The 22322-nt window shown below is 69.0% G+C and carries 18 protein-coding genes; 16 read left to right on the top strand and 2 right to left on the bottom strand.

The window, feature by feature from the left end; genetic code table 11:
- Positions 1 to 67: 67 nt before the first annotated feature.
- Positions 68 to 1375 (bottom strand): sugar MFS transporter, encoded by a 1308-nt coding sequence (locus tag I4U41_RS15360; protein ID WP_206862034.1) that lies wholly within the window; start codon positions 1373 to 1375, stop codon positions 68 to 70.
- 365 nt (positions 1376 to 1740) lie between these two features.
- Here I4U41_RS15360 and I4U41_RS15355 point away from each other — a divergent pair, with 365 nt between their 5' ends.
- The 6 genes from I4U41_RS15355 (at position 1741) to I4U41_RS15330 (ending at position 12690) form a co-directional block, all read left to right on the top strand.
- Positions 1741 to 2790: a glucokinase gene (locus I4U41_RS15355; protein ID WP_206862134.1), complete on the top strand. Its 1050-nt coding sequence runs from the start codon at positions 1741 to 1743 to the stop codon at positions 2788 to 2790.
- A gap of 142 nt (positions 2791 to 2932) precedes the next feature.
- Positions 2933 to 5584 carry a TonB-dependent receptor gene (locus I4U41_RS15350; protein WP_206862033.1) on the top strand — a complete coding sequence of 884 codons (2652 nt, stop codon included), beginning with the start codon at positions 2933 to 2935 and terminating at the stop codon, positions 5582 to 5584.
- 122 nt (positions 5585 to 5706) lie between these two features.
- Positions 5707 to 8091: a family 20 glycosylhydrolase gene (locus tag I4U41_RS15345; protein ID WP_206862032.1), complete on the top strand. Its 2385-nt coding sequence runs from the start codon at positions 5707 to 5709 to the stop codon at positions 8089 to 8091.
- A gap of 252 nt (positions 8092 to 8343) precedes the next feature.
- Complete coding sequence (locus tag I4U41_RS15340) at positions 8344 to 8973, top strand: tetratricopeptide repeat protein (RefSeq protein ID WP_206862031.1); 630 nt, start codon at positions 8344 to 8346, stop codon at positions 8971 to 8973.
- A gap of 343 nt (positions 8974 to 9316) precedes the next feature.
- A complete protein-coding gene (gene ggt / locus I4U41_RS15335) occupies positions 9317 to 11029 on the top strand; it encodes a gamma-glutamyltransferase (RefSeq protein ID WP_206862133.1) in 1713 nt (570 codons plus the stop codon).
- On the top strand, positions 11029 to 12690 hold the full coding sequence (locus I4U41_RS15330; RefSeq protein WP_206862030.1) for a putative 2OG-Fe(II) oxygenase: 1662 nt from the start codon (positions 11029 to 11031) through the stop codon (positions 12688 to 12690). The genes ggt and I4U41_RS15330 overlap by 1 nt, the downstream gene beginning before the upstream one ends.
- Here the strand turns inward: I4U41_RS15330 and I4U41_RS15325 are convergent, their stop codons facing one another.
- Positions 12691 to 13836, bottom strand: coding sequence for an MBL fold metallo-hydrolase (locus I4U41_RS15325; protein ID WP_206862029.1), 1146 nt, complete (start codon positions 13834 to 13836; stop codon positions 12691 to 12693).
- A 166-nt stretch (positions 13837 to 14002) separates the two neighbouring features.
- Here I4U41_RS15325 and I4U41_RS15320 point away from each other — a divergent pair, with 166 nt between their 5' ends.
- The 10 genes from I4U41_RS15320 (at position 14003) to I4U41_RS15275 (ending at position 22317) form a co-directional block, all read left to right on the top strand.
- The gene (locus tag I4U41_RS15320) at positions 14003 to 14923 is read left to right on the top strand and encodes an AEC family transporter (protein WP_206862028.1); all 921 of its coding nucleotides are present in this window, start codon (positions 14003 to 14005) and stop codon (positions 14921 to 14923) included.
- Between the two features lie 130 nt (positions 14924 to 15053).
- A complete protein-coding gene (locus tag I4U41_RS15315; RefSeq protein ID WP_206862027.1) occupies positions 15054 to 15686 on the top strand; it encodes a ParA family protein in 633 nt (210 codons plus the stop codon).
- A 71-nt stretch (positions 15687 to 15757) separates the two neighbouring features.
- Positions 15758 to 16234 (top strand): SixA phosphatase family protein, encoded by a 477-nt coding sequence (locus tag I4U41_RS15310; RefSeq protein WP_206862026.1) that lies wholly within the window; start codon positions 15758 to 15760, stop codon positions 16232 to 16234.
- Positions 16231 to 16842, top strand: a complete 612-nt coding sequence (locus I4U41_RS15305) for a YceI family protein (protein WP_206862025.1) — start codon at positions 16231 to 16233, stop codon at positions 16840 to 16842. The genes I4U41_RS15310 and I4U41_RS15305 overlap by 4 nt, the downstream gene beginning before the upstream one ends.
- Positions 16839 to 18911, top strand: a complete 2073-nt coding sequence (locus I4U41_RS15300) for a phospholipase D family protein (RefSeq protein ID WP_425492597.1) — start codon at positions 16839 to 16841, stop codon at positions 18909 to 18911. Before I4U41_RS15305 ends, I4U41_RS15300 begins: the two co-directional genes overlap by 4 nt.
- 364 nt (positions 18912 to 19275) lie before the next feature.
- Positions 19276 to 19464, top strand: coding sequence for a hypothetical protein (locus I4U41_RS15295; RefSeq protein ID WP_206862024.1), 189 nt, complete (start codon positions 19276 to 19278; stop codon positions 19462 to 19464).
- A gap of 31 nt (positions 19465 to 19495) precedes the next feature.
- Complete coding sequence (locus tag I4U41_RS15290; RefSeq protein WP_206862023.1) at positions 19496 to 19681, top strand: hypothetical protein; 186 nt, start codon at positions 19496 to 19498, stop codon at positions 19679 to 19681.
- A 220-nt stretch (positions 19682 to 19901) separates the two neighbouring features.
- On the top strand, positions 19902 to 20336 hold the full coding sequence (locus I4U41_RS15285; RefSeq protein ID WP_206862022.1) for a hotdog fold thioesterase: 435 nt from the start codon (positions 19902 to 19904) through the stop codon (positions 20334 to 20336).
- 124 nt (positions 20337 to 20460) lie between these two features.
- Complete coding sequence (locus I4U41_RS15280) at positions 20461 to 21267, top strand: lysophospholipid acyltransferase family protein (protein WP_206862021.1); 807 nt, start codon at positions 20461 to 20463, stop codon at positions 21265 to 21267.
- A gap of 60 nt (positions 21268 to 21327) precedes the next feature.
- A complete protein-coding gene (locus I4U41_RS15275) occupies positions 21328 to 22317 on the top strand; it encodes a YheT family hydrolase (RefSeq protein WP_206862131.1) in 990 nt (329 codons plus the stop codon).
- The last annotated feature ends 5 nt before the right edge of the window (positions 22318 to 22322 follow it).

Here is a 22322-nt window from a genome sequence, read left to right as displayed (position 1 = left end):
CCACGATGGGAATGACGTGCGGTGGCGTGTGGTCGGGCGGTCAGCCATCACCGGAATGCGGAAGCGGTCAGCCATGTTGCGAAGCGGCGGCGCCGTTCACCACGTCGTGCCGCTGCCCGGCTTTGTGGCCGCGCTTGGCGAAGTACAGGATGTAGAGGTAGCACGGCACCATCAGCGCGACGAACACCAGCTGGAAGTCGTGGTCCTGCTTGAGGTGCACGAACAGCTGCGGGATGACCGCGCCGCCGGCGATGCCCATGATCAGCAACGCCGAACCGTATTCGGTGAAGCGGCCCAGGCCCTGGATCGCGAGCGGGAAGATCGCCGGCCACATCATCGCGTGCGCGAAGCCGAGCGCGGCGACGAAACCCACCGACACGTACCCCTTCGTCAGGAACGCACCGACCGCCAGCAACGCGCCGAGCACGGCGGAGAAGGTGAGATAGCGTTCCTGCGAGATGAAGCGCGGAATCGCGATCAGGCCCACCACGTAGCCCAGCAACATGCCGAACAGGGTGAAGGAGGTGAAGAACTTGGTGCTGTCCACCGGCAACCCGAAGCCCTGCCCGTAGGTGCCGATGGCGTCGCCCGCCATCACTTCCACGCCCACGTACACGAAGATGCACAGCGCGCCCAGCCACACGTGCGGGAACTGGAACAGGCTGGTCTTGCGCGTGCTGCCGGTGTCGCCGTCGGCGTTGACGTCCTCGGCCTTGATCTCCGGCAGCGGCGAGAACACGATGCCGACCGCCAGCAGCGCCAGCAGGCCCGCCATGAACATGTAGGGGTCGTGGATGCGCGCGGCGAATTCGTTGAGCAGCTGCTCCTTCCCCGCCGCGTCCGCGTTGGCCACCTGCGTCGACAGGTCGCCCATGCCGTGCATCACCAGCGTGCCGATCACCAGCGGCGCGAGGATGCCCGCGACCTTGTTGCAGATGCCCATCACCGCGATGCGCTGCGCCGCGCCTTCGATCGGCCCGAGGATGCTGATGTAGGGATTGGACGCGGTCTGCAGGATCGCAAGGCCCGCGCCGATCACGAAGATGCCGGTCACCGCGCCGCCATAGACGCGCGCCGTCGTGTACTGGCCGAACACCACCGCGCCCACCGCCATCAGGAACAGGCCCAGCGCCATGCCCTTCTTCATGCCGGTGAGCTTGAGGATCACCGACGAAGGCAGCGCGAGCACGAAGTACGAGATGTAGAACGCGAACGGGATCAGGAACGCCGCCGATTCGCTCACGTTGAAGGCGAGCTTGGCGAAGGTGATCAGCGGACCGTTGAGCCAGGTGACGAAACCGAAGATGAAGAACAGCGCGCCGATGATCGCGATGGACCCGTAATGGCTGCGCGAGGCGGGCGTGGACGTGGACATGCGGATTCCCCTCCCAAGGAATGCGGTGTTGGATGGCGACCGGCTTGGCCTGCGCGACATCCGGTGGGCCAACGTTGTCACAACTTCCGTCCGCAAGCCAGCGAAGGGCTACAAAGTCGCTGCCGCGCAGCGATGGCGCCTTTTTCGCTGCTGCGGCGCAGCATGGATTTGGCCGTTCGTCGGGACTGACACCGGTGTTTCTGACAAATTTGTAACTTCCGGTTGACAACGTTGTCAGAGGCGCGCCAATCTCGGCCGCGCCGGCTGGGAGCCGGCGTGAGCGGAGGAACCATGCGGTGGGATACGAAGGAAGCACGAGACCGGTCATGCCACTCGAACGCGCAGCCTCCGCGCGCGTTGCGCGGATGAGCGCCGTGCCGCCGCTGACCCGGGTCGACACCCGCTTCCTGGCCGCCGACGTCGGCGGAACCCACACCCGCGTGGGTCTGGTCCGCGCGGGCGGCGCGGACGAATCGGCCGTCGTGGTGCTCGCGCACCGAAAGTACGTGTGCGCCGAATATCCGAGCCTGGGCGCCATCCTCGCCGACTTCATCGCCAGCCACGGCGCGTGCGCGGGCATCGACCGGGTGACCATCGCCTCGGCCGGCGTCGTGCTGGACGACGTGGTCATCAACGCCAACCTGCCCTGGCGCATCTCGCTGTCGCAGCTTCGCGGCGAACTGCGCCTGAGCGAGCTCCACTACATCAACGATTTCCAGGCCGCCGCGCATGCCGCGCAGTGCATGGATCCGGCCGACTCGCTGCTGCTCACGCCCGGCGTGAGCGCGGGCGCGGCCGGTCCGGTGCTGGTCGTCGGCCCCGGCACGGGCCTGGGCGCGGCAGTGCGCATCCCGCATCGCGGCGGCACGGTCGTGCTGCCGACCGAAGCCGGCCACATCGCCTTCGCCCCGGGCAACGCGCGCGAGACGGCGATACTCGAATGGACGCGCGGGCGCGGCTTCTCGCACGTGCCGACCGAGCGTTTCGTCTCGGGCCCGGGCCTGGTGAACCTGTACGAGGCGATCTGCGCGATCGACGGCATCGAGCCGCAACTGCGCGCGCCGGCCGCGATCACCGAAGCCGCGCGCCGCTTCGACGCGCCCGCGCGCGAGGCCGTGCTGACCTTCTGCGCGTTGCTGGGCAGCGTGATCGGCGACCTCATCACCGTGAGCAGCGCCAAGTCGGTGTTCATCGCCGGCGGCATCCTGCCGCAGCTGAAGGATTTCCTGCCGCACAGCGAATTCCACGCACGCCTGCTCGACAAGGGCGTGATGCACGCCGCGCTCGAGCGCGTGCCCGTGCGGCTGATCGAGAACGACCGGCTGGGCGTCATCGGCGCCGCCAGCTGGACCCTGGAACACCTGTCGCAAAGCAGCCTGTCGCAGTGCGGGCCGTCGGGAGGCGGTGGCGCGTGAGCGCGGTCGCCAACCACGCCACGAACCACACAAGGAATACGGCCGCGCGCCCGTTTGCGCCGGCCAGGAAACGGGCTTCGTAACGCCGGCAGGCAAGAACCGGCACTGCGGAGTCGTACATCAACCCGTGGGAGGGAGAGCAATGAAGCTTCGCAAGACAGCACTATCGGCCAGCATCGTGTTCGCGCTGAGTATTGGCGGCAATGTGGCGGCGCAGGAACAGGCCACCACCGCGCAGCAGAGCGCCACGTCCTCGCAGGCCACCGACCTCGACACCGTCACGGTCACCGGCATCCGCGCTAGCCTGATGAAGTCGATGGACACCAAGCGCAGCGCCGACGCCGTCGTCGAGGCACTGACAGCGGAGGACATCGGTGAGTTCCCGAATACGAACGTCGCCGAGGCGATGTCGCAGATTCCGGGTGTCACCATCGACCGCCGCTTCGGCCAGGGCGAGCGCGTCAGCATTGACGGCACCGACCCGAGCCTCAACCTGACTTTCCTCGACGGTCACCCGGTCGCGCAGTCGATCTGGCTGTTCGGCGAGCAGCCCAACCGTGGCTTCGACCAGACCCAGATCGCGTCCGAGATCATCGGCCGGCTTGAAGTGTTCAAGTCGCCTGAAGCCCGCCTGCCCGAGGGCAGTCTCGGCGGCACCGTGATGATGTACACGCGCAAGCCATTCGACATGGACGCCAATTCGATCAGCGGCTCCATCGGCTACAACTACAGCGACCAGGCGAGCGAAGGCAAGCCGAGCGCGTCGATCCTGTACAGCTGGAAGAACGATGCCGAGACCATCGGCTTCAACATCGCCGCCCAGCACTACGAGGAGCAGGTCGATCGCCAGGGCATCGAGATCTTCGGCTACGTTCCGGCTTCCTCGTTCCCCAACGTCACCAACGTGCCGGGCGACGCGCAGGTTCCGAACTTCATCAATGCCGCGTGGTTCCAGCAGGAGCGCAAGCGCGACAGCATCGCCGCGAACCTGCAGTTCAAGGCGACCGACGACCTCGAGTTCAACCTCAGCGGTCTGTACATCAAGGAAGACTTCGACAACTACAACCAGTCGATGTACAACTTCCTGACGTTCGACGCCGCCTCCGTCGACGGGTTGAACGTGGGGCCGAACGGCATCGTCACCAGCGGCCACGCCGGTGCGAACGCTCCGGTCTTCTACGACAACAACGCCCGCGAATCCGAGCCGACGACGAAGGGCCTGGACCTGACGTTCGACTATGAAGGCGGCGGCTGGGGCCTTTCCGGCCAGATCGGCCAGAGCAAGGCCGACAACGATCTGGTGCAGTACTTCATCGAGCCGGTGTTCCGCGGCGCGTACAGTTGGGACATCAACAAGGGCATCACGTTCGACGATCCGGAAGCCGCACGCGATCCAGCGAACTGGGTGGGCGAAGGCTTCTTCGGCAACAACGGCATATTCGAGACCGAGTCCGAGGACACCTACGGCCAGCTGGACTTCAGCAAGAAGTTCGACAGCCCGTTCTACGAGATCCAGGCCGGCGTGCGTCGCCACGAGCACACCGAGGACTTCTCGCTCAACGTGTATCCGATTTCGCCGGTCGGCAGCCTGGCGGATGTGGGCACCATCGGCTTCGCCGACACCATGGGCGGCTTCCCGGGCTTCTCGCGTGACCACGGCAACCACATCTACGCCGGTCGCGACAACGTGATCAACTGGGTGCGCAACAGCCCGCCGAACTTCGCGGCGCCGGACGCGGCGAGCTTCCTCAACAACACCTATTCGCTCGAGCAGACGAACACCGCAGCCTACGTGCAGGGCAACTTCTCCTACGACCGCGTGCGCGGCAACGTGGGCCTGCGCTACGTGAAGGCGGAAATCGAAAGCTCCGCGTACGTGCTGAACGGCGACGTTCCCACGCTGCCCGCGCAGCCGGAGTGGTGGCTCACCCAGAAGAACGACGACGACTACTGGCTGCCGTCGTTCAACCTGGCCTACGAGGCGACCGATGACGTCATCCTGCGCTTCGCGGCAGCCAAGGTCGTGGCGTGGGCTCCGTACAACCAGATGGCGCCGAACCTGTTCCTCAACGACACCACGTTGACCGGCAGCGGCGGCAACGCCGAACTGGGTGCGTACGAGTCGACCAACCTCAACATGACGGCCGAGTGGTACTTCGACGAAGGCGCGCTGGCCGCGCTGTCGGTCTTCTACAAGGACATCGACAACTTCATCGAAAGCGATGCGCAGATCGAGCGCCAGTTCAACTCGATCAGCGACGATCCGGATCCGGCGCAGTTCCTCGCGCTCGTGGCCTCCGGCGCCTGCACCACCGACGGCTTCTGCGATTACAGCATCATCCGTCCGCGAAACGCCGGAAAGGGCAAGGTCAAGGGCGCGACGCTGAGCTACCAGCAGGTATTCGGCGAAAGCGGCTTCGGCCTCAACTCCAGCTACACCTACGCCGACGGCGAGACCGCGAATGGCAATGACCTGCCGTACCAGTCGGAGAACCAGATCAGCTTCAGCCCGTACTACGAGAAGGGCCCGCTGTCGGCCCGCCTGACGTACAGCTGGCGCAGCAGCTACCTGGCAGGCGGCTTCGTGGCCGGCGCACCGCCGGTGAGCGTGGATGCGTACGGCGATCTGGGTGCGAGCCTGGGCTGGCGCTTCAACGACAACTGGCAGGTGACGTTCGACGCGCAGAACCTGCTGGACGAGGAGTACTTCCAGTACTTCGGCAGCAAGAGCCAGCCGGCCAACCGTTACCTGACGGGCCGCCGCTATGCGCTGACGCTGCGCTTCAACTACTGATGGTCGTAGTGGTCGAAACCACATCGGATCGAAATCCGGTGTAAACACAGCGGGCCCGGTCATGCCGGGCCCGCTTGTTTCCGGCGCCCGGCGCGGCGCACGCGACAGAGAGTGAGGGAACGATGAAACGGCAATTCATGCTGGGCGTCGCCGCGGTGGCGCTGACGATGGGACTGTCCGCCTGCCAGCGCGGGGACGCGCCGAAGGCGGACGCAGCGAAGGCCACCGCCGCGACACCGGCGGACACGACGGCGGCAACGACGATCTCCGCAAGCGCCGCCGCAACGCCGGTGATTCCGCGCCCGGCGAAGGTCGAACTGCGCGAGGGCCGCTTCGCGTTCGGCCCGCAGTCGCGCATCGCCGTCGCCGGCGGAGATGCGGAAGCCACGCGCATCGCCCGCGATTTCGCATCGCGCGTGCAGCAGGCGCGCGGCTTCGCGCCGCCGGTCGAAGGCGCAGCCGAGGGCGCGGCGGTCGTGTTCGCGATCGATCCGGACATCGCGCCGGCCGGCGACGAGGCCTACGTCGTCGACATCGCGGCGCAGGGCACGAAGATCACCGCGCGCAAGCCCGCCGGCCTGTTCTACGGAGCGGTGACGCTGTGGCAGCTGCTCGCCGACGGCGCGCAGGGCGAGGCGTCGATCGCCGCGCAGCGCATCGAGGACGCGCCGCGTTTCGGCTGGCGCGGGTTGATGCTCGACGTCGCGCGCCATTTCCGCACGCCGGACGAAGTGAAGGTCGTGCTCGACCAGATGGCGCTGCACAAGCTCAACACCTTCCACTGGCACCTGACCGACGACCAGGGCTGGCGCATCCAGATCAAGCGGTACCCGAAGCTCACCGAAGCGGGCGGTTGCCGCATTCCCGCCGGCGCGGCCGGGCGCGATGCGGACGGCAAGCCGAAGCCGTACTGCGGCTTCTACACGCAGGACGAGATCCGCGACATCGTGAAGTACGCCGCCGAGCGCTACATCACCGTGGTGCCGGAAATCGACCTCCCCGGCCATGCGCAGGCGGCGATCGCCTCGTATCCGGAGTTCGGCGTGACCGGCCAGGCGCCGCCGGTGTCGCCGGACTGGGGCATCCACACATGGCTGTTCAACGTCGACGACAACACGTTCGGGTTCCTGCAGAACGTGCTCGACGAAGTGATGCCGCTGTTCCCCGGCCGCTACGTGCACCTGGGCGGCGACGAGGCGGCGAAGGACCAGTGGGAGCAGTCGGCCACGGTGCAGGCGAAGCGCAAGTCGCTGGGCCTGAAGGACGACATGCAGTTGCAGAGCTGGTTCATGGGCCGGCTGGGCAAGTACATCGAAGGCCACGGCAAGCGCCTGATCGGCTGGGACGAGATCCTCGAAGGCGGGCCGCCGGCCGACGCGACGGTGATGTCGTGGCGCGGCACCGACGGCGCGATCGAAGCCGCGCGCGCCGGCCACGACGTGGTGCTGTCGCCTTCGCCCGACCTCTATCTCAACCACGTGCAGAGCGACGCCGGCGACGAAACGCCGGGGCGGCTGGAAGTGAAGTCGCTCCGGAACGTGTACAACTTCAAGGTCGTGCCGGCGCAGCTGAGCGCGGAGCAGGCCACGCACGTGCTCGGCGCGCAGGGCAACCTGTGGACCGAGCACCACCGCACGATGCAGCGCGTCGAACGTGCGTTGTTCCCGCGCGGCGCCGCGCTGGCCGAAGTCACCTGGTCACCGGAATCGCGCCTGGACTGGAACGATTTCCTCCAGCGCATGGCGTTCCAGATGACGCGCTATCGCCTGACCGGCTTCGACGCGGCCGACAGCGCGTTCGCGGTGCGCTTCACGCCGCAGCCGATCGCTAACGGCAAAGGCTCGCTCGCGCTGTCGAACCAGAGCGGCTTCGGCACGATCCGCTACACGCTCGACGGCAGCGAACCGACCGCGACCTCGCAGGCGTACACGCATCCGCTCGAGCTGGCGTTGCCGTCGACGATCAAGGCGAACGCCTTCGCCGACGATCGCGTGCTCGCGGCACCGCGCGCGTTCGCGCTCGACGTGCGCGGCCTGCGCGCGCGCGGCAGCCACGCGCTGCGCTCGTGCCGGAACGACCTGACCCTGCGCATGGAGGACGACGCCCCGGCCGGTGGCGGCAACGCCGATCGCCAGCTGCTGACGGCGGACGTCTTCGATCCGTGCTGGATCTACGACGAGGCGGAACTCGACGGCATCGCGACGGTGGAAGTGCGCGTCGGCCAGCTGCCGCACAACTTCCAGCTGTGGAAGGAGGCGGGCAAGGTCGTGACGCGTCCGGCGAAGGTGCCCGGCGGCGCGCTCGAAGTGCACCTGGACGACTGCGAGGGCAAGCCCATTGCCGTCCTGCCGCTGGCCCCGGCCCGCAAGTCCGACGGCCTGACCACGCTGACCGCGCCGCTGCCGGGCCAGGCCGGCCGTCACGACCTGTGCTTCCGCTTCGCCTCGGGCGAGCACAACCCGATGTGGGTGCTGGACGAGGTGGCGCTGCTGCCCGCGGCGCGCTGATCCGGGTGTATGGGAACGCCCCTGCGCATGCAGGGGCGGGGCGTCGCCGGCTCACGGGCCGGCGAATGCCATCGGGTCCCGTTTGATCCCCTGCGGGCTTCGAAGCGGGGCGGCCACGGCGCCGCCCCGCTTTGCCGAACCGGCCCTCCAGCTCGCCCCGACCCCGTCGATAACCCGGAATGGGACGTCACGACGCCGCGATTCCGCCCAGGTACGGGTTAGGATTGCTGCGTTGCACAGGGGGATTCACAGATGCTCAGTCGCACTCTTCTCGCGACGGCCTTGCTGGCCGTCTCCGGCGCCGTGTCGGCGCAAAGCCTGCCGCGTCCGTCGGAGTTCTATTTCGACGCGGACGCGAACACCGTCAAGCCGGTGGTCGTCGTACGCGAATCCGGCGACGCCGCGACCGAGAAACTGGTCAAGGCGATCGAACGCAATCCGCGCGCGAAGGGCGAGGTCGCGCAGCTCGCGCACATGGCGATGGACGCCGGCCGCACCGACCTCGGCAAGCAGCTGTACGAACGCGCGCTGGGCGCGATCGACCGCAGCGATGCGCTGTGGCGTTCCGTGGTCTGGAACTACGGCTGGGACCTGTATCGCACCGGCGATTTCGAAGCCGCCTTCGCGCAGTGGCGCACGCTGGTCGAAGCGCGTTCGGTGACCGCCTCGTGGATGCCGCCGACGCTGGCACTGTCGTTGTGGTCGCTCGGCCGCAAGGAGGAAGCCGTGCAGTGGTACGCCGCCGCCGTGCGCAGCGAACCGCAGCAGTGGAACAGCACCGCGCAGTTCGCGCGCCTGCTGCCGGAGTGGCGCGACGCGGAACGTTCGACGCTGGCGGAAGTGCAGGCTGCGTGGGCGGCGAATCCGCCCAGCTGGCCGTAAGCGATCCGGCTGCCATTCCCTCTCGGGATGGGATGGTCTACTCCTCTCCCACCGGGACAGGGGTCGGGGCATGCCGTGCGGTGATGCGGTTGCCGTTCCTGCAGCCCGGGCAAGCGAATTGCACCCGGGTGTTGCGTCTCCGGTGACGCTGCCCCGGGTGCGGCCTGCGGCCTTACCCGGGCTACGCAGGCTGTGTACGTCATGCCTTCCCAACCCCGCGGCCATCGGGGATGAAGAGCCAAGGCGTGCCCCAATCACACACGCCTGCGTACTGCGGAACCAGCCGATCCCGCACGCCCCATCGCGCTAGGATGCACCCTCACACCGGGGATCCATGCACCTCATGCGCCTGCTGTTCGCCACCGCCCTGCTCAGCCTGCCCATCACCGCCATGTGCGCCGACTGCATCACCGGCAAGCCCTTCGCCACCCGCAGCGAGGTCTACGCCCCGCATGCGATCGCCGCCACCTCGCACCCGCTCGCCACGCAGATCGCGCTGGACGTGATGAAGTCCGGCGGCAGCGCGGTCGATGCGGCCATCGCCGCCAACGCCGCGCTCGGCCTGATGGAGCCCACGGGCAATGGCATCGGTGGCGATCTGTTCGCCATCGTCTGGGATCCGAAGTCGAAGAAGCTCCACGGCTACAACGGCTCCGGCCGCTCGCCGAAGTCGCTGACGCTGGCCGAGTTCCAGCGCCGCGGCCTGAAGGACGTCCCGCCGCACGGCCCGCTGCCGGTCACCGTGCCGGGCACGGTCGACGCATGGTTCGCGCTGCACGAACGCTTCGGCCGCAAGCCGATCGCGCACGACCTCGCGCCGGCCATCCGCTACGCGCGCGAAGGCCATCCGGTGCACGAGGTCATCGCGTATTACTGGAACCGCAGCGTGCCGGCGCTGTCGAAGTGGCCGGGCTACGCGGAGCAGTTCACCGTCGCGGACGCGAACGGCAAGCGGCGCGCCCCGCGCACCGGCGAGATGTGGAAGAACCCCAACCTCGCCAACACGCTGGAGAAGATCGCCAGCGGTGGTCGTGACGCGTTCTACAAGGGCGACATCGCGCGCACGATCGACGCGTATTTCAAGGCGAACGGCGGCTTCCTCAGCTACGACGACCTCGCCGCGCACCACGGCGAATGGGTCGAGCCGGTCAGCACGAACTACCGCGGCGTCGACGTGTGGGAGCTGCCGCCCAACGGCCAGGGCATCGCCGCGCTGCAGATCCTCAACCTGCTCGAACCCTACGACCTCAAGTCCTACGGCTTCGGCAGCCCCGAGCACGTGCACCTGTTCGCCGAAGCGAAGAAGCTCGCCTTCGCCGACCGCGCCGCCTCGTATGCGGACCCGGACTTCTACAAGACCCCGACCGCGAAGCTGGTTTCCAAGCCGTATGCGCGCGAGCGCGGCAAGCTGATCTCGATGGACAAGGCCGCCAGCGCGGTCGAGCCCGGCGTGATCCCGCAGCTCAACGAAGGCGACACGATCTATCTCACCGTCGCGGATGCGGACGGCATGATGGTCTCGCTCATCCAGTCGAATTACCGCGGCATGGGCAGCGGCATGGCGCCTCCGGGCCTGGGCTTCATCTTCCAGGATCGCGGCGAGCAGTTCGTGCTCAGGGACGGCCACCCGAATTCCTACGCGCCCGGCAAGCGGCCGTTCCACACCATCATTCCCGCCTTCGCGACGAAGGACGGCAAGCCGTGGCTGAGCTTCGGCGTGATGGGCGGCGCGATGCAGCCGCAGGGTCACGCGCAGATCATCATGAACCTGGTCGATTTCGGCATGAACCTGCAGGAAGCCGGCGACGCGCCGCGCATCCAGCACGACGGCAGCACCGATCCGGCCGGACAGGCCACCGCGATGAGCGACGGCGGCGAGCTCGACCTGGAATCCGGATTCCCCTACGAAACCGTGCGCGCGCTGATGCGCAAGGGCCACAGCGTGCGCTTCGCCGACGGCCCGTACGGCGGCTACCAGGCGATCATGGTGAACCCGAACGGCGGCTACATCGGCGCCAGCGAATCGCGCAAGGACGGCCAGGCCGCGGGCTACTGATGAACGGCGCCGACGCCGACGTCGTCCCGCTGCTGCGCCGCGCATGGGCCGCGTTGCAGCAGGGGCAGCCGGCGCCCGCGCGGTCCGATTGCGAAGCGGCGCTGCAACGCGCGCCGCATTCCTTCGATGCATGGCGCATGTACGCGATGGCGTTGCAGGCGCTCGGTGAAGCGGCCGACGCGCGCACGGCCCTTCAACGCGCGCTCGCGCTGCGTCCGGACGACGGCGCGACCGCGCTCGATCTGGGCACGATGCAGCTGCATGCGGGCGAGATCGAAGCCGCGCTCGCATCGCTGCGACTGGCGATGCAACGCCTGCCGCAGGAGCCGCGCGCCGCGTTCCGTTACGGCACGGCGGCCTTCCATGCCGGCGATCACGCGCAGGCGGCAGCCGGTTTCGAAACGGCTGCACGGTTGAAACCCGACTGGACCGAAGCCTGGAACAACCTCGCCGCCGCGCTCGGCAAGCGACAGGACTACGTCGCCGCGATCGCCGCCGCGCGCAACGCGCTGCGCCTGCGCCCGGACGATGCGAACGCACACCAGGCACTGGCCGCGCTGCAGTCCAACCTGTTCGATCGCGCGTCGCTGCAGGAAGGCCTGCACCATGCGTTGCGCGCGCTGCAACTGGATCCCTCGCTGGGCGAAGCCCATCGCAACGCGGCGATCCTCTCGCGCAAGCTTGGCGACCCGGCGGGTGCCGAAGCGCATGCGCGGCGCGCGCTCGAACTTGCGCCGCACGACATCGACGCGATCGACACGCTCGGCGAGCAGCTCCAGCTCAACGGCAATACGGGCGAAGCGGTGTCGGTCTACGCGAACGCGCTGGCGACCGGCGTGGAATCGCCGACGCTGCACCGCCAGCACGGCATCGCGCTGCTGCACGACGGGCGGCTCGAGGCAGCGCGCGACGAACTCGCCGACGCGCTTCGCCACGCGCCCGACGACCAGCGCGCGATCGCGCACCTCGGCGTGGCCGTCGCGCAGGACGATGCCGCGCGCGCGGCGCAGTGGCTGGGGCTGCATCGGCACGTGCATGCGATCGCATTGCCCGTGCCCGACGGTTTCACTGACGCGCACGAATTCCACGTCGCGCTCGCGGACGACATCCGTCGCCACAGCCAGCAGCGCTGGGAGCCGGCCGGGCTCGCGGCACGCAATGCGTACCTGAGCGGCGACCTGCTCGCCGACCGCACGCCCGCGATCACCGGCCTCGAGCAACGCCTGCGCGAGGCGATCGACGCGTTCATCGAACGCTGTCGCGCGGCACGTGCGGGCGACGGTTCGCTCGGCGGGGATGCGCTGGCGAACGATGTGTTCCTGCGCAATCTGCCGGCCCGTTACCGCATGCATGTGTGGGCGACGCAGGCCGCCGAACGCGGCTTCATCGACACCCACATCCACGAGGATTCGTGGCTTTCCGGCGCGTATTACGTCGAATTGCCGCCGGCGACCCATGACGACGACGACACGCACGCGGGCTGGATCGAGTTCGGCCGCCCGTTCGCGAGCCTTCCGCAGCCACCCGACGCCGCGCTACGGCACCTGTGCCCGAAAGTCGGCACGCTGCTGCTGTTCCCCTCATACCTGTTCCACCGCACGCTGCCGTACACCGGCAGTGGCGAGCGCATCAGCATCTCGTTCGATCTCGCGGCGGTGTGATCAGCCTTCGCCCTGCTCGATCGGCTCGCCCTTCGCCTCGCGATACGCCGCATCGACGAACGGCTGCGTCCAGTAGCGATCGAACCAGCGCTTGAGCCAGTCGTCGTCGCCGGCGAAGCGCGCGCGATCGGCGGACAGGTCGATGCGCTTCTTCGCCGCATCGGCGCCGACGCCCTGCTTCGCCAGCGGCGCGACGGCGTCGCGCGTGTGCTGGATGAGCTCGATGACGCGCCCGACGTAGGCATCGTCGCGCATCGGTGCGCCGTGGCCCGGCAGCCACATTGACGGACGTTGCGCCTGCATCGCGCGCAGCGCGGCCTGCCACTGGGCGGGATACGCGTTGAATCCGAACGGCACCGGCGCGACCAGCAGATCGCCCGTCGCCATCACGCGCTGGCGCGGGAGCCACGCGATCAGGTCGCCGTCGGTGTTGCCGCGACCGGGATGGCGCAGTTCGACCGGATGCGTCGCGTCGTCGAGCTTCAGCGACTCCACGAAGGTGCGCGTCGGCAACGCCAGCACGAGATTGCGCGTGTCCTCGCGGTACTGCGCGAGCAGCCGCTGCGATGCCTGGAAACCTTCGCGCTCGCGCGTCGACAGATCCGGTTTGGCGAGCGCGTCGCGGAGCGAGGTTTCCGCCCCGTCGAGGCGCTGGTCGAATGCGGCCTGCAGCGCGGCGTCCGGCGCGCCTTTCGGGTAGGCCTTCATCGAACGGCCGCGAAGATGCGCGGCGGTGACGTCGGTGGCGATGATTTCCGCTGTCGGCCACGCCTGCACGATCGACGCCACGCCGAGCACGTGGTCGCCGTGCCAGTGCGTGATCGCGATGGCCTTCACCGGTTTGCCGGTCACCGAGCGCACGAGGTCGACGATGCGCCGTCCCGCGCCGGGCGAACCGCCACCGTCGATGAGCACGACGCCGTCGGATTGTTCGATCACCACGACGTTGCCGATGGGCTGGATGTGGAACGGCTGCGGCTGCGCGATCAGCCACACGCCGTCGTCGACGCGCGCGATCGTCTGGAAGTAGCCGTCCTGTGCGATGGGACGCGATGGCGCTGGATTCTCGAACGCCGGCGCCGCACCCGGCAGGCACAGGCAGGCCGCGAGCGCGGTGGCGAGGACACGGGGTAACACGCAGGCCATGGCGGGCGCTCGGTGGAAACTCGCCGCATGTTCACGCCGGCGCGCGCGCCGCGCGTGGCCCGGAGGTCACGGCCTCGATCGGCCTTGCGGATGGCATGGCCATTGGTCGAGCTTGAGGCGGTGCGTCGCAGCGGTGACGATAGTGCCTTCGCCTGGGAAGCGCTCCATGGCCTTCGACGCATTCGCCCTCGTCCTGACGATGCTCGCGCTGGGCTATCTGTTCCAGCGCCTGCGCGTTCTGCCCGGCGATGCGGCGCAGACGCTGAACCTCGTCGTGCTCTACGTCTGCCTGCCGGCGGCGGTGTTGCGCTACGTGCCGCGACTGCATCTGGAGGCCTCGCTGCTGGGCGTGATCGCGGTGCCGTGGCTGCTGCTGGGCGCGACCGTGGTGGCGGTGGCGGGGCTGTCGCGCTGGTTGAAGTTCCGGCGCGACGAGACCGCGGTGCTGATGCTCACCGTCGCGCTCGGCAACACCAGCTTCCTCGGCTATCCGCTGACGCGCGCGCTGGTGGGCGACCATGCGCTGCCCTATGCGGTGGTGTACGACCAGTTCGGCACGTTCCTGATCCTGTCGACGTTCGGCCTGTGGGCGCTGGCGCGCTACGGCGGCGAGCATTCGCCGTCGCCGCGCGAGATGGCGCTGCGCGTGGCGAAGTTCCCGCCGCTGTGGGCGCTGGTCGCGGGCTTCACGGTGATGCCGGCCGATCCGCCGGCGTGGCTCGACGGCGGATTGCAGCGGCTGTCCGACGCCCTGCTGCCGCTGGCGATGCTGACCATCGGCCTGTCCGTGCGCCTGGCGCTGCCGCGCGACGAACTCAAGCCGCTGGCGATGGGGCTGGTGCTGAAGCTCGCGATGATGCCGGCGATCGCGTTGCTGCTGGTGCCCCTGCTCGGACTGGAGGGACCGATGGCCCGGGTGACGGTGCTGGAGGCGGCCATGCCCTCGATGGTGACCGCCGGCGCGCTCGCCATCGCCCACGGACTGGCGCCGCGGCTGGCGGCGGCGATGGTGGGCTACGGGCTGCTGCTGTCGCTGGCGACCTTGCCGCTGTGGTCGGCTGCGCTTGCGAGGGTGCTGGGCGGGTGAGGCTTACGGTCCGTCGCGGAGTTCGCCTACCGGGTGACGCGCCCTTCGCCCGGCCCGGGCGGGCGTCCGGCGCATGGTTCCGTCGCCCGGCCCCGTGTACGCTGCGGCTTCCATCCAGAGGGGAGTCCGCATGAAGACCGTGCTGGTGGCCAGTTCCAAGGGCGGCGTGGGCAAGACCACGATCGCCACGCACCTCGCCGCGCAATCGGCGCTCGAAGGCCTGCGCACCGCGCTGGTCGATGCCGATCCGCAGGAATCCTCCACCCGCTGGGCGCAGCGCCGGGCGGGGCTGGAGAGCGCGGTGCTGCCGCTCGACGGCACCCGCCGCAAGGCGTGGCGCAAACAGTTGCCCGACGACACCCAGCGACTGGTGATCGACGCCGCCGCCGGCGCGATGGCCGACGACCTCGACGCCTTCCTCGAGGACGCCGACGCCGTGGTCGTGCCGGTGCAGCCGTCCGCGCTGGACATCGAGGCGACGGTGCCTTTCCTGGATTCGCTCGCGAAGCACCCGCGCGTGCGCAAGGGCCAGCTGCGGGTCGGGCTGGTGGGCAACAAGCTCAAGCCGTGGACCAACGCCTCGCAGCAGGCGCTCGACCTGCTCGCGGCGTGGCCTTATCCGGTGGTCGCGCAGCTGCGCGACAGCCAGGCCTACGTGGTGCTCACCGGGCTGGGGAAGAGCCTGTTCGACTACCACTCCGCACAGGTGCGCGAACACCAGGACGATTGGCAGCCCTTGCTCAAATGGCTCAGGAAAGCCTGAGCCATCACGTCGTTACGTGATAATGGCGGCCATGAACCCGCCTGTCCTCGCCGAACCGGAGCCGCCCGCGCATGCGTGAACTGATCCTGCTACGACACGCCCACGCGGAACCCGCCGGCAACGGACAGGCCGATCTGGACCGCCCGCTCTCGGCCGAAGGACTGGCCGAGGCCGAGGCCGCCGGTCGCTGGCTCGCCGAGAACAAGCTGATCCCGGACTGCATCCTGTGCTCGCCCTCGCGCCGCACGCGCGAGACGCTCGAAGCGGTATTGGCGGCGATCGGCTACGTCGACCAGCGCATCGAGCCGTCGATCTACGAAGCCACGCCGGGCACGCTGATCTCGCTAGCCGACGCGCACGGCGAAGCCGAACGGCTGATGCTGGTCGGCCACAATCCCGGGCTGGAGCGCCTGGCGGCACTGCTGCACAGCGGGCAGTCCGGCGATTACCGCGGCATGCCGCCGGCGGGGATCGCGGTCCTGACGGTGCCTGCGGACGCCGGCCTGGAGCCCGGCTCGGCGCAGCTCAGCGCCTTCTGGTGGCCGTGAGGGAACGCCCGCCGCGCCTGTCCTGCATCGCGCTGCTGTCCCTGCTGGCCCTCTGGCCGGCATGGGCGCAGGAGCCGGTCGCCGTCGAAGGCACGCCCCCTGCCGTCTCCTCCCGGTCCTTCGATCCGCACTTCACCCGCTTCGGCTTCGAGCTGCGCACCCGCTGGGGGCAGCGGGTGTCGGGGATCTTCCCGCAGTACGAAGGCGAAGTGACCACCCTCGCCGACGGCCGCCGTCGCGTACGCATCGTGCTGCGCACCGACGGGGTGATCGTCGCTGGTTCCGATCGTTACACCGCGCTCGCGCGCGGCCCGAGTTTCTTCGATGCACAGCGTTTCCCGACCATTGAATTCGTCTCCGAACCGCACCCCGATTCCCTCATCCGTACCGGCGGGCGCATGCGCGGCCGGCTGTCGATGCACGGCATGACCCGGATGGAGACGTTCACCATCAACCGCGCCGACTGCGACGCGCCCGGCCGGGATTGCGACGTGGTCGCCAGCGGCAGCATCAGCCGCGACGACTACGGCCTGGACGGCTGGCGCTTCGCGCTCGTCGACCGCGTCCGCTTCATGCTGCGCGTGCGCCTGGTGGAGGCCGCGCCGTGAGAGCGATCGTGCGGTTGGGCGTGGCCGTGCTGTCGCTGGCGCTGGGCGCCTGCGCCTCGCTGTCGCACACGCAGCGCGACCATGCGACGGCGATGGTGGTGCAGGCGCGTTCGACGCAGGTCGATTGCACCCGCCTGGACGCCTGCGCCCAGCGCTCGCCGCTGCGCGAACTGGCCACGCGGGCGCTGGCCGAATCCACGCCCGAAGCGCCGGCGCATTACGCGCTGATCCTCGACCGCGGCCCGGACGCGCTGCTCGCGCGCGTGAACCTGATCCGCAGCGCGACCACCGCCATCGACCTGCAGACCTACATCTTCGACGAGGACGACGCCGGGCGGCTCGTGCTCGACGAACTGCTCGCCGCCGCGCGCCGCGGCGTGCGCGTGCGCGTGCTGATCGACCAGCTTTCCGCGCTCAAGCACGTCGACACGCTGGCCGCACTGGCCGGCGCGCATGCGAATTTCGAGCTGAAGCTGTACAGCCCGGTGCTGGATCGCGCGCAGATCACCTACCCGCAGTACGCGCTCGCGGCGGCGTGCTGCTGGCGCAAGCTCAACCAGCGCATGCACACCAAGCTGCTGCTGGTGGACGGCGCGGTCGGCATCACCGGCGGGCGCAATTACCAGGACGACTATTACGACTGGGACGACGAGTACAACTTCCGCGACCGCGACCTGCTCGTCGCCGGTCCCGTGGCGCGGGTGATGCGCGATGACTTCGCGCTGTTCTGGAACGATCGCCGCAGCGTGCCGGTGGAGCGGCTCAACGACGTCGGCGCGCGGCTGCTCGCCCAGGGCGTCCCGGCGCTGCCGCCGGCGCAGTTCGAGCGCCCGGAGCGCGCGAAGGCGATGCTGCGCGACGCGGGCGATCGCGCGCTCGTCGAGGAGCGCCTGGCTTCGCGGGCGATGCGCGTGGGCGAGGTGCGCTACATCTCCGACACGCCGGAGAAACACCACGCCGAAGACGCCGACCAGCAGGCGGTGGCCTCCGGTTCGCTGCGCGGGCTGATCGAATCGGCGCAGGAGGAAGTCGTCCTGCAGACGCCGTACCTGGTGCTGTCCGATGCGGCGCAGGACCTGTTCCGGCAGCTGCACCAGCGCCCGTTCGAGCAGCGCCCGAAGATCATCATCTCCACCAACAGCCTGGCGGCGACGGACGCGTTCATCGCCTACGCGCTGTCGTACAAGTACAAGCGCCGCTACCTGCGCGAGTTCGGCTTCAACATCTTCGAGTACAAGCCCTTCCCGACGGACGCGCCGATCGACATCGCGGCGACCGGCGCGCTGCCGGACCTGTTTCCCGACGGGAACGCGCCCGACAACGGTTCCGATGCCGACCCGGGTTCGATCTCGCCCAGCCGTGCGCTGACCGGCGAAAGCGGAGGCACCGCGGCGTCGTCTTCGGCCCGGCCCGACGACGAGGCACAGGACGTCACGCCGGTCGATCGGGGCAAGGTCCATCGCGAACTGCGCGACCGCTACGACCGCCGCAGCAGCGTCGAGCGTGCGCAGTACCAGCGCGCGCTTTCGCGCGAATACACCGCGCTGCGCTACAGCACGCGTCGCGCGAACCAGCCCGTGCCGTTGCAGCGCGCGGGCGTGCGCATCGGACTGCATGCCAAGTCGATGGTGATCGACGGGCGCATCGGCGTGGTCGGCACGCACAACTTCGATCCGCGCGGCGATCACTACAACACCGAGAGCGCGGTGGTGATCGAGGACCGCGACTTCGCCCAGGCGCTGCGGGCGAGCATCAAGCGCGACATCGCGCCGGCCAATTCGTGGGTGATCGCGCGCCGCGACAAGCCGCCGGTGTTTTCGGGGCTCAACTACTCGATCGGCAAGATGTTCGAGGCGATGCCGATCCTGGACCTGTGGCCGATGCGCTACGCGACCAGCTACGAATTCGTGCGCAGCGAGCAATGCCCGCAACCGCTGCTGCCGAGCGATCCGGATTTCCGCGCGTGCTACCAGCCGGTGGGGGATTTCCCGGAAGTGGCGGTGGGGTTGAAGGGAATCACGACGCGGATCTTCACCGCGTTCGGGGCGGGCTTGGCGCCGATTTTGTAGGGGTTGTTTCTCCCTCTCCAGCTTGCAGGGGAAGGAGCCGAACCTGCGCTTTTCGCGCACTGGCCGCTGCGCCCCCCATCCGCGGCCGCGCAGCCAGCTTCCTGAACGTGACGGTTTTCACCCTCCCTCTCGCCCCGGTCAGAGAGCGCCGGGCGCGCCTGCGCGGCCGGCGGAATCCCCCCTGCCATCAGTCATGGCAACGGAACGCCAGAAATGTCCATCTATATCAGCGAGTTCCGGCTGCGGCCGTGCCTCGCCAAGGTAGGTCTTCGGTGGGGTGACTTCTGGCCCATGGCGGAATAGATCTGGTGTTGTACTTTACCAACACACCGAGGCACTACCCCACCCCACGAAGGACCCCGCCATGAACGCCCTGAACACTTTCGCTTCCTCCGCCAAGTCGGTTCCGGTTTCCCCGCTGGCCCTGATGAACGCCCCGTCGCGCAACCACCGCGAACGCGATTTCGGCGTCGGTTACGGCTCCAGCAGTGGCTATGCCAGCAACCGCCGCTACACGACCGAGTGGGCGCCCCCGCGCTTCCGCTTTGCCTGATCCCCGCAATTCCGGACTCCAGGACACCGCCATGAACGCCTTCCTTGCCATCCCGACCAACCCGAACGCCCCGCGCGCGAACGTCGTCGTCCCGCTGCCGGTGCGCCACGTCCATCGCGATCGCGACTTCGGCGTGGGCTACGGCAACAGCAGCGGCTACGCCGCCACCCGCCACTACGCCCGGGACTGGATGCAGCCGCGCTTCCGTTGCGCGTAAGCAGGATCGCGACAAGGTAGCGGTGTCCCAGCCGCACGCCCGACACGCCCGCAAGGGCGGCACCACCCGCACAGGACCATGCCCGAACCCCATCGCTTCCCCGTCGTAAGAAGTCATCTCCATTTCCCCCTGGCCCGGAGCCGGTGCGTCGGACTCTCTCCGTAACGACGCACTGACTGCCGGGCCCCTTTTTGCCCGGACGCTCGGCTAAGGTGTGGCGATGGATACGCCCCGCTCCCCATTCCGCACCCCGCCCGACCTCGCCGCGCTGAACGCGCTCTCGCGCAACACCGCGATGGAGCCACTGGGCATCGTGTTCACGCAGGTCGGGCACGATTTCATCCGCGCGACCATGCCGGTCGACGAACGCACCCGGCAGCCCTATGGCCTGCTCCACGGCGGCGCGTCGGTGCTGCTGGCCGAGACGCTCGGCAGCAGCGCCGGCATGCTCTGCGTCGGCGAGGACGAGGCCTGCGTCGGCATCGAGATCAACGCCAACCACCTGCGCGGCGTGCGCGAGGGCACCGTCACCGGTACCGCACGACCACTGCACGTGGGCGGGCGCACGCAGGTGTGGGAGATCCGCATCGAGGACGAACGCCAGCGCCTGGTGTGCATCTCGCGGATCACGCTGGCGGTGATTCCGCGGCCCTGAGCCTTCGCGCCGTCGATCGCGCCGGCGGCTCCCTGCCCGCGCATTGCGGAACCTGTCTGGACGGCACGTCGCATCCCGCGCGCGGCGCTGGTGGCGGCCTCGCGGCTTAGGTATCGTGCGTTCAATGAATGCGCCGTCCCCCCACGCCGGCGCGACGGCGCCGGCCACGGCGCCCGCCGCGCGCGCGCTCCGTTATCTGATCCGCGTGCCGCTGCTGCTGTGGCACGTGTTCGTCGACCTGCCCCTGACCCTGCTGACGACCACGCCGCTGACCGGAAACGTCCGCGTCGGCGACGAGCCGCTGGAGCACCGCGCGATCCGCGCCTGGTCGGCCGGCCTGATGTGGATCTTCGGCTTCCGCCTGCGCCGCGTCGGCACGCCGCTGCCGGGCGCGGCGATGTTCGTCGCCAACCACGTCAGCTGGATCGACATCGAAACCCTGCACAGCCAGCGCATGATGGGCTTCGTCGCCAAGCGCGAGATCGCCAGCTGGCCGATCGTGGGCTGGCTCGCCTCGCGCGGCGAAACCATCTTCCACGCGCGCGGCAGCACCGAGTCGCTCGGCGGCGTGCTGCACGAGATGCTCAACCGGCTGCGCGAGGGCCGCAGCGTCGGCGTTTTCCCCGAAGGCGGCACGCGCGGCGGGCGCGAGATCGGCCCGTTCCACGCGCGCATCTTCCTGGCCGCCGTCGAAGCCGGCGTGCCGGTGCAGCCGGTCGCGCTGCGCTATGGGGAGCATGGCGACGCGCAGCACGTGGTGGCGTTCCAGCCGGGCGAGAGCTTCCTGGCGAACTTCCTGCGCCTGCTCGGCGAACCGCCGCGGCTGGCGGAGGTGCATTTCCTCGAACCGATCCTGCCCGGCGAAACCGACGGGCGCCGCCGCATCGCCGAAACCGCGCGGGCGCGGATCGTCGAGGCCATGAAGAGCTGAACTTCACGTTGGCAGGTGTAAGGCAGTAATGCGATCCGAGGCGCCATGGCTTCCGGCATGCTGAACGCGTCCGACTACCGTCCGCCGCGCTGGCTGCGCAACGCGCACGTGCAGTCGGTGCTGGGCTCCAGTCCGCTGCGCCGTCGCCATGGCGAGCGCAGCCTCGCGCAGCTCGACGCGGTCAGCACCCTGCACACCGTCGACGCCGGCGACGGCGTGCGCCTGCAGGGCGTGCACACCGCCCTTCCCGAAAAGCCCTCGCGCGGGCTGGTCCTGCTGCTGCACGGCTGGGAAGGCAGCGTGGATTCCAGCTACATGCGCCTGACCGCGGTGGAGCTGCTGCGCGAAGGCTTCGAGGTGTTCCGCCTCAACTTCCGCGACCACGGCGACACGCACCACCTCAACGAAGGCCTGTTCCACTCCAACCGCATCGACGAAGTGGTGCGCGCGGCGGTGCAGGTCACGCAGCTGTATCCCGACCGCCCGATGGCCGTGGCCGGCTACTCGCTCGGCGGCAACTTCGCCCTGCGCCTGGCGCTGCGCGCGCCGACCGCGGGCCTGCGCCTCGCGCACGTGGCCGCAGTGTGCCCGGTGCTGGATCCGGCGCGCACGATGGATTCGATGGAGCAGGGGCTGCCGGTCTACCTGTGGTACTTCGAGCGCAAGTGGCGCGGATCGCTGGCGCGCAAGCGCGCGTTGTTCCCGCAGACGCACGCCTTCGACGACCAGGTGCTCGGCCTGCGCATGCGCCCGCTGACCCAGTGGATGGTCGAACGCCACACGGATTTCGGCACGCTGGGGCGCTATTTCGACGGTTATTCGATCGCCGGCGATCGCCTGGCCGCATTGCAGGTGCCGGCGAGCATCCTCATGGCCGAGGACGACCCGGTCATTCCGATCGACGCCTTCCGCAAGCTGCAGCTGCCGGCCGGCGCGCTGCTGGAGATCTCGCCGTGGGGCGGCCATTGCGGCTTCCTCGAAAGCGCGAAGCTGGACGGTTTCGCCGAGCGCTGGATCGCCGGGCGCATCAGCAGGATGCTGGGCCGCTGAAGGCG

The sequence above is a fragment of the Lysobacter changpingensis genome, assembly GCF_017308985.1.
GTDB classification, from domain to species: domain Bacteria; phylum Pseudomonadota; class Gammaproteobacteria; order Xanthomonadales; family Xanthomonadaceae; genus Lysobacter_J; species Lysobacter_J changpingensis.
This window is presented reverse-complemented; position numbering and strand designations above follow the sequence as displayed.

Bases quoted from the DNA above. Each gene is read 5' to 3' on its own strand.
- I4U41_RS15330 (WP_206862030.1), top strand. From the start codon at position 11,029: ATGAACGGCGCCGACGCCGACGTCGTCCCGCTGCTGCGCCGCGCATGG.
- I4U41_RS15345 (WP_206862032.1), top strand. From the start codon at position 5,707: ATGAAACGGCAATTCATGCTGGGCGTCGCCGCGGTGGCGCTGACGATG.
- I4U41_RS15285 (WP_206862022.1), top strand. From the start codon at position 19,902: ATGGATACGCCCCGCTCCCCATTCCGCACCCCGCCCGACCTCGCCGCG.
- I4U41_RS15320 (WP_206862028.1), top strand. From the start codon at position 14,003: ATGGCCTTCGACGCATTCGCCCTCGTCCTGACGATGCTCGCGCTGGGC.
- I4U41_RS15340 (WP_206862031.1), top strand. From the start codon at position 8,344: ATGCTCAGTCGCACTCTTCTCGCGACGGCCTTGCTGGCCGTCTCCGGC.
- I4U41_RS15350 (WP_206862033.1), top strand. From the start codon at position 2,933: ATGAAGCTTCGCAAGACAGCACTATCGGCCAGCATCGTGTTCGCGCTG.
- ggt (WP_206862133.1), top strand. From the start codon at position 9,317: ATGCGCCTGCTGTTCGCCACCGCCCTGCTCAGCCTGCCCATCACCGCC.
- I4U41_RS15315 (WP_206862027.1), top strand. From the start codon at position 15,054: ATGAAGACCGTGCTGGTGGCCAGTTCCAAGGGCGGCGTGGGCAAGACC.
- I4U41_RS15310 (WP_206862026.1), top strand. From the start codon at position 15,758: ATGCGTGAACTGATCCTGCTACGACACGCCCACGCGGAACCCGCCGGC.
- I4U41_RS15360 (WP_206862034.1), bottom strand. From the start codon at position 1,375: ATGTCCACGTCCACGCCCGCCTCGCGCAGCCATTACGGGTCCATCGCG.
- I4U41_RS15355 (WP_206862134.1), top strand. From the start codon at position 1,741: ATGAGCGCCGTGCCGCCGCTGACCCGGGTCGACACCCGCTTCCTGGCC.
- I4U41_RS15290 (WP_206862023.1), top strand. From the start codon at position 19,496: ATGAACGCCTTCCTTGCCATCCCGACCAACCCGAACGCCCCGCGCGCG.
- I4U41_RS15295 (WP_206862024.1), top strand. From the start codon at position 19,276: ATGAACGCCCTGAACACTTTCGCTTCCTCCGCCAAGTCGGTTCCGGTT.
- I4U41_RS15325 (WP_206862029.1), bottom strand. From the start codon at position 13,836: ATGGCCTGCGTGTTACCCCGTGTCCTCGCCACCGCGCTCGCGGCCTGC.
- I4U41_RS15280 (WP_206862021.1), top strand. From the start codon at position 20,461: ATGAATGCGCCGTCCCCCCACGCCGGCGCGACGGCGCCGGCCACGGCG.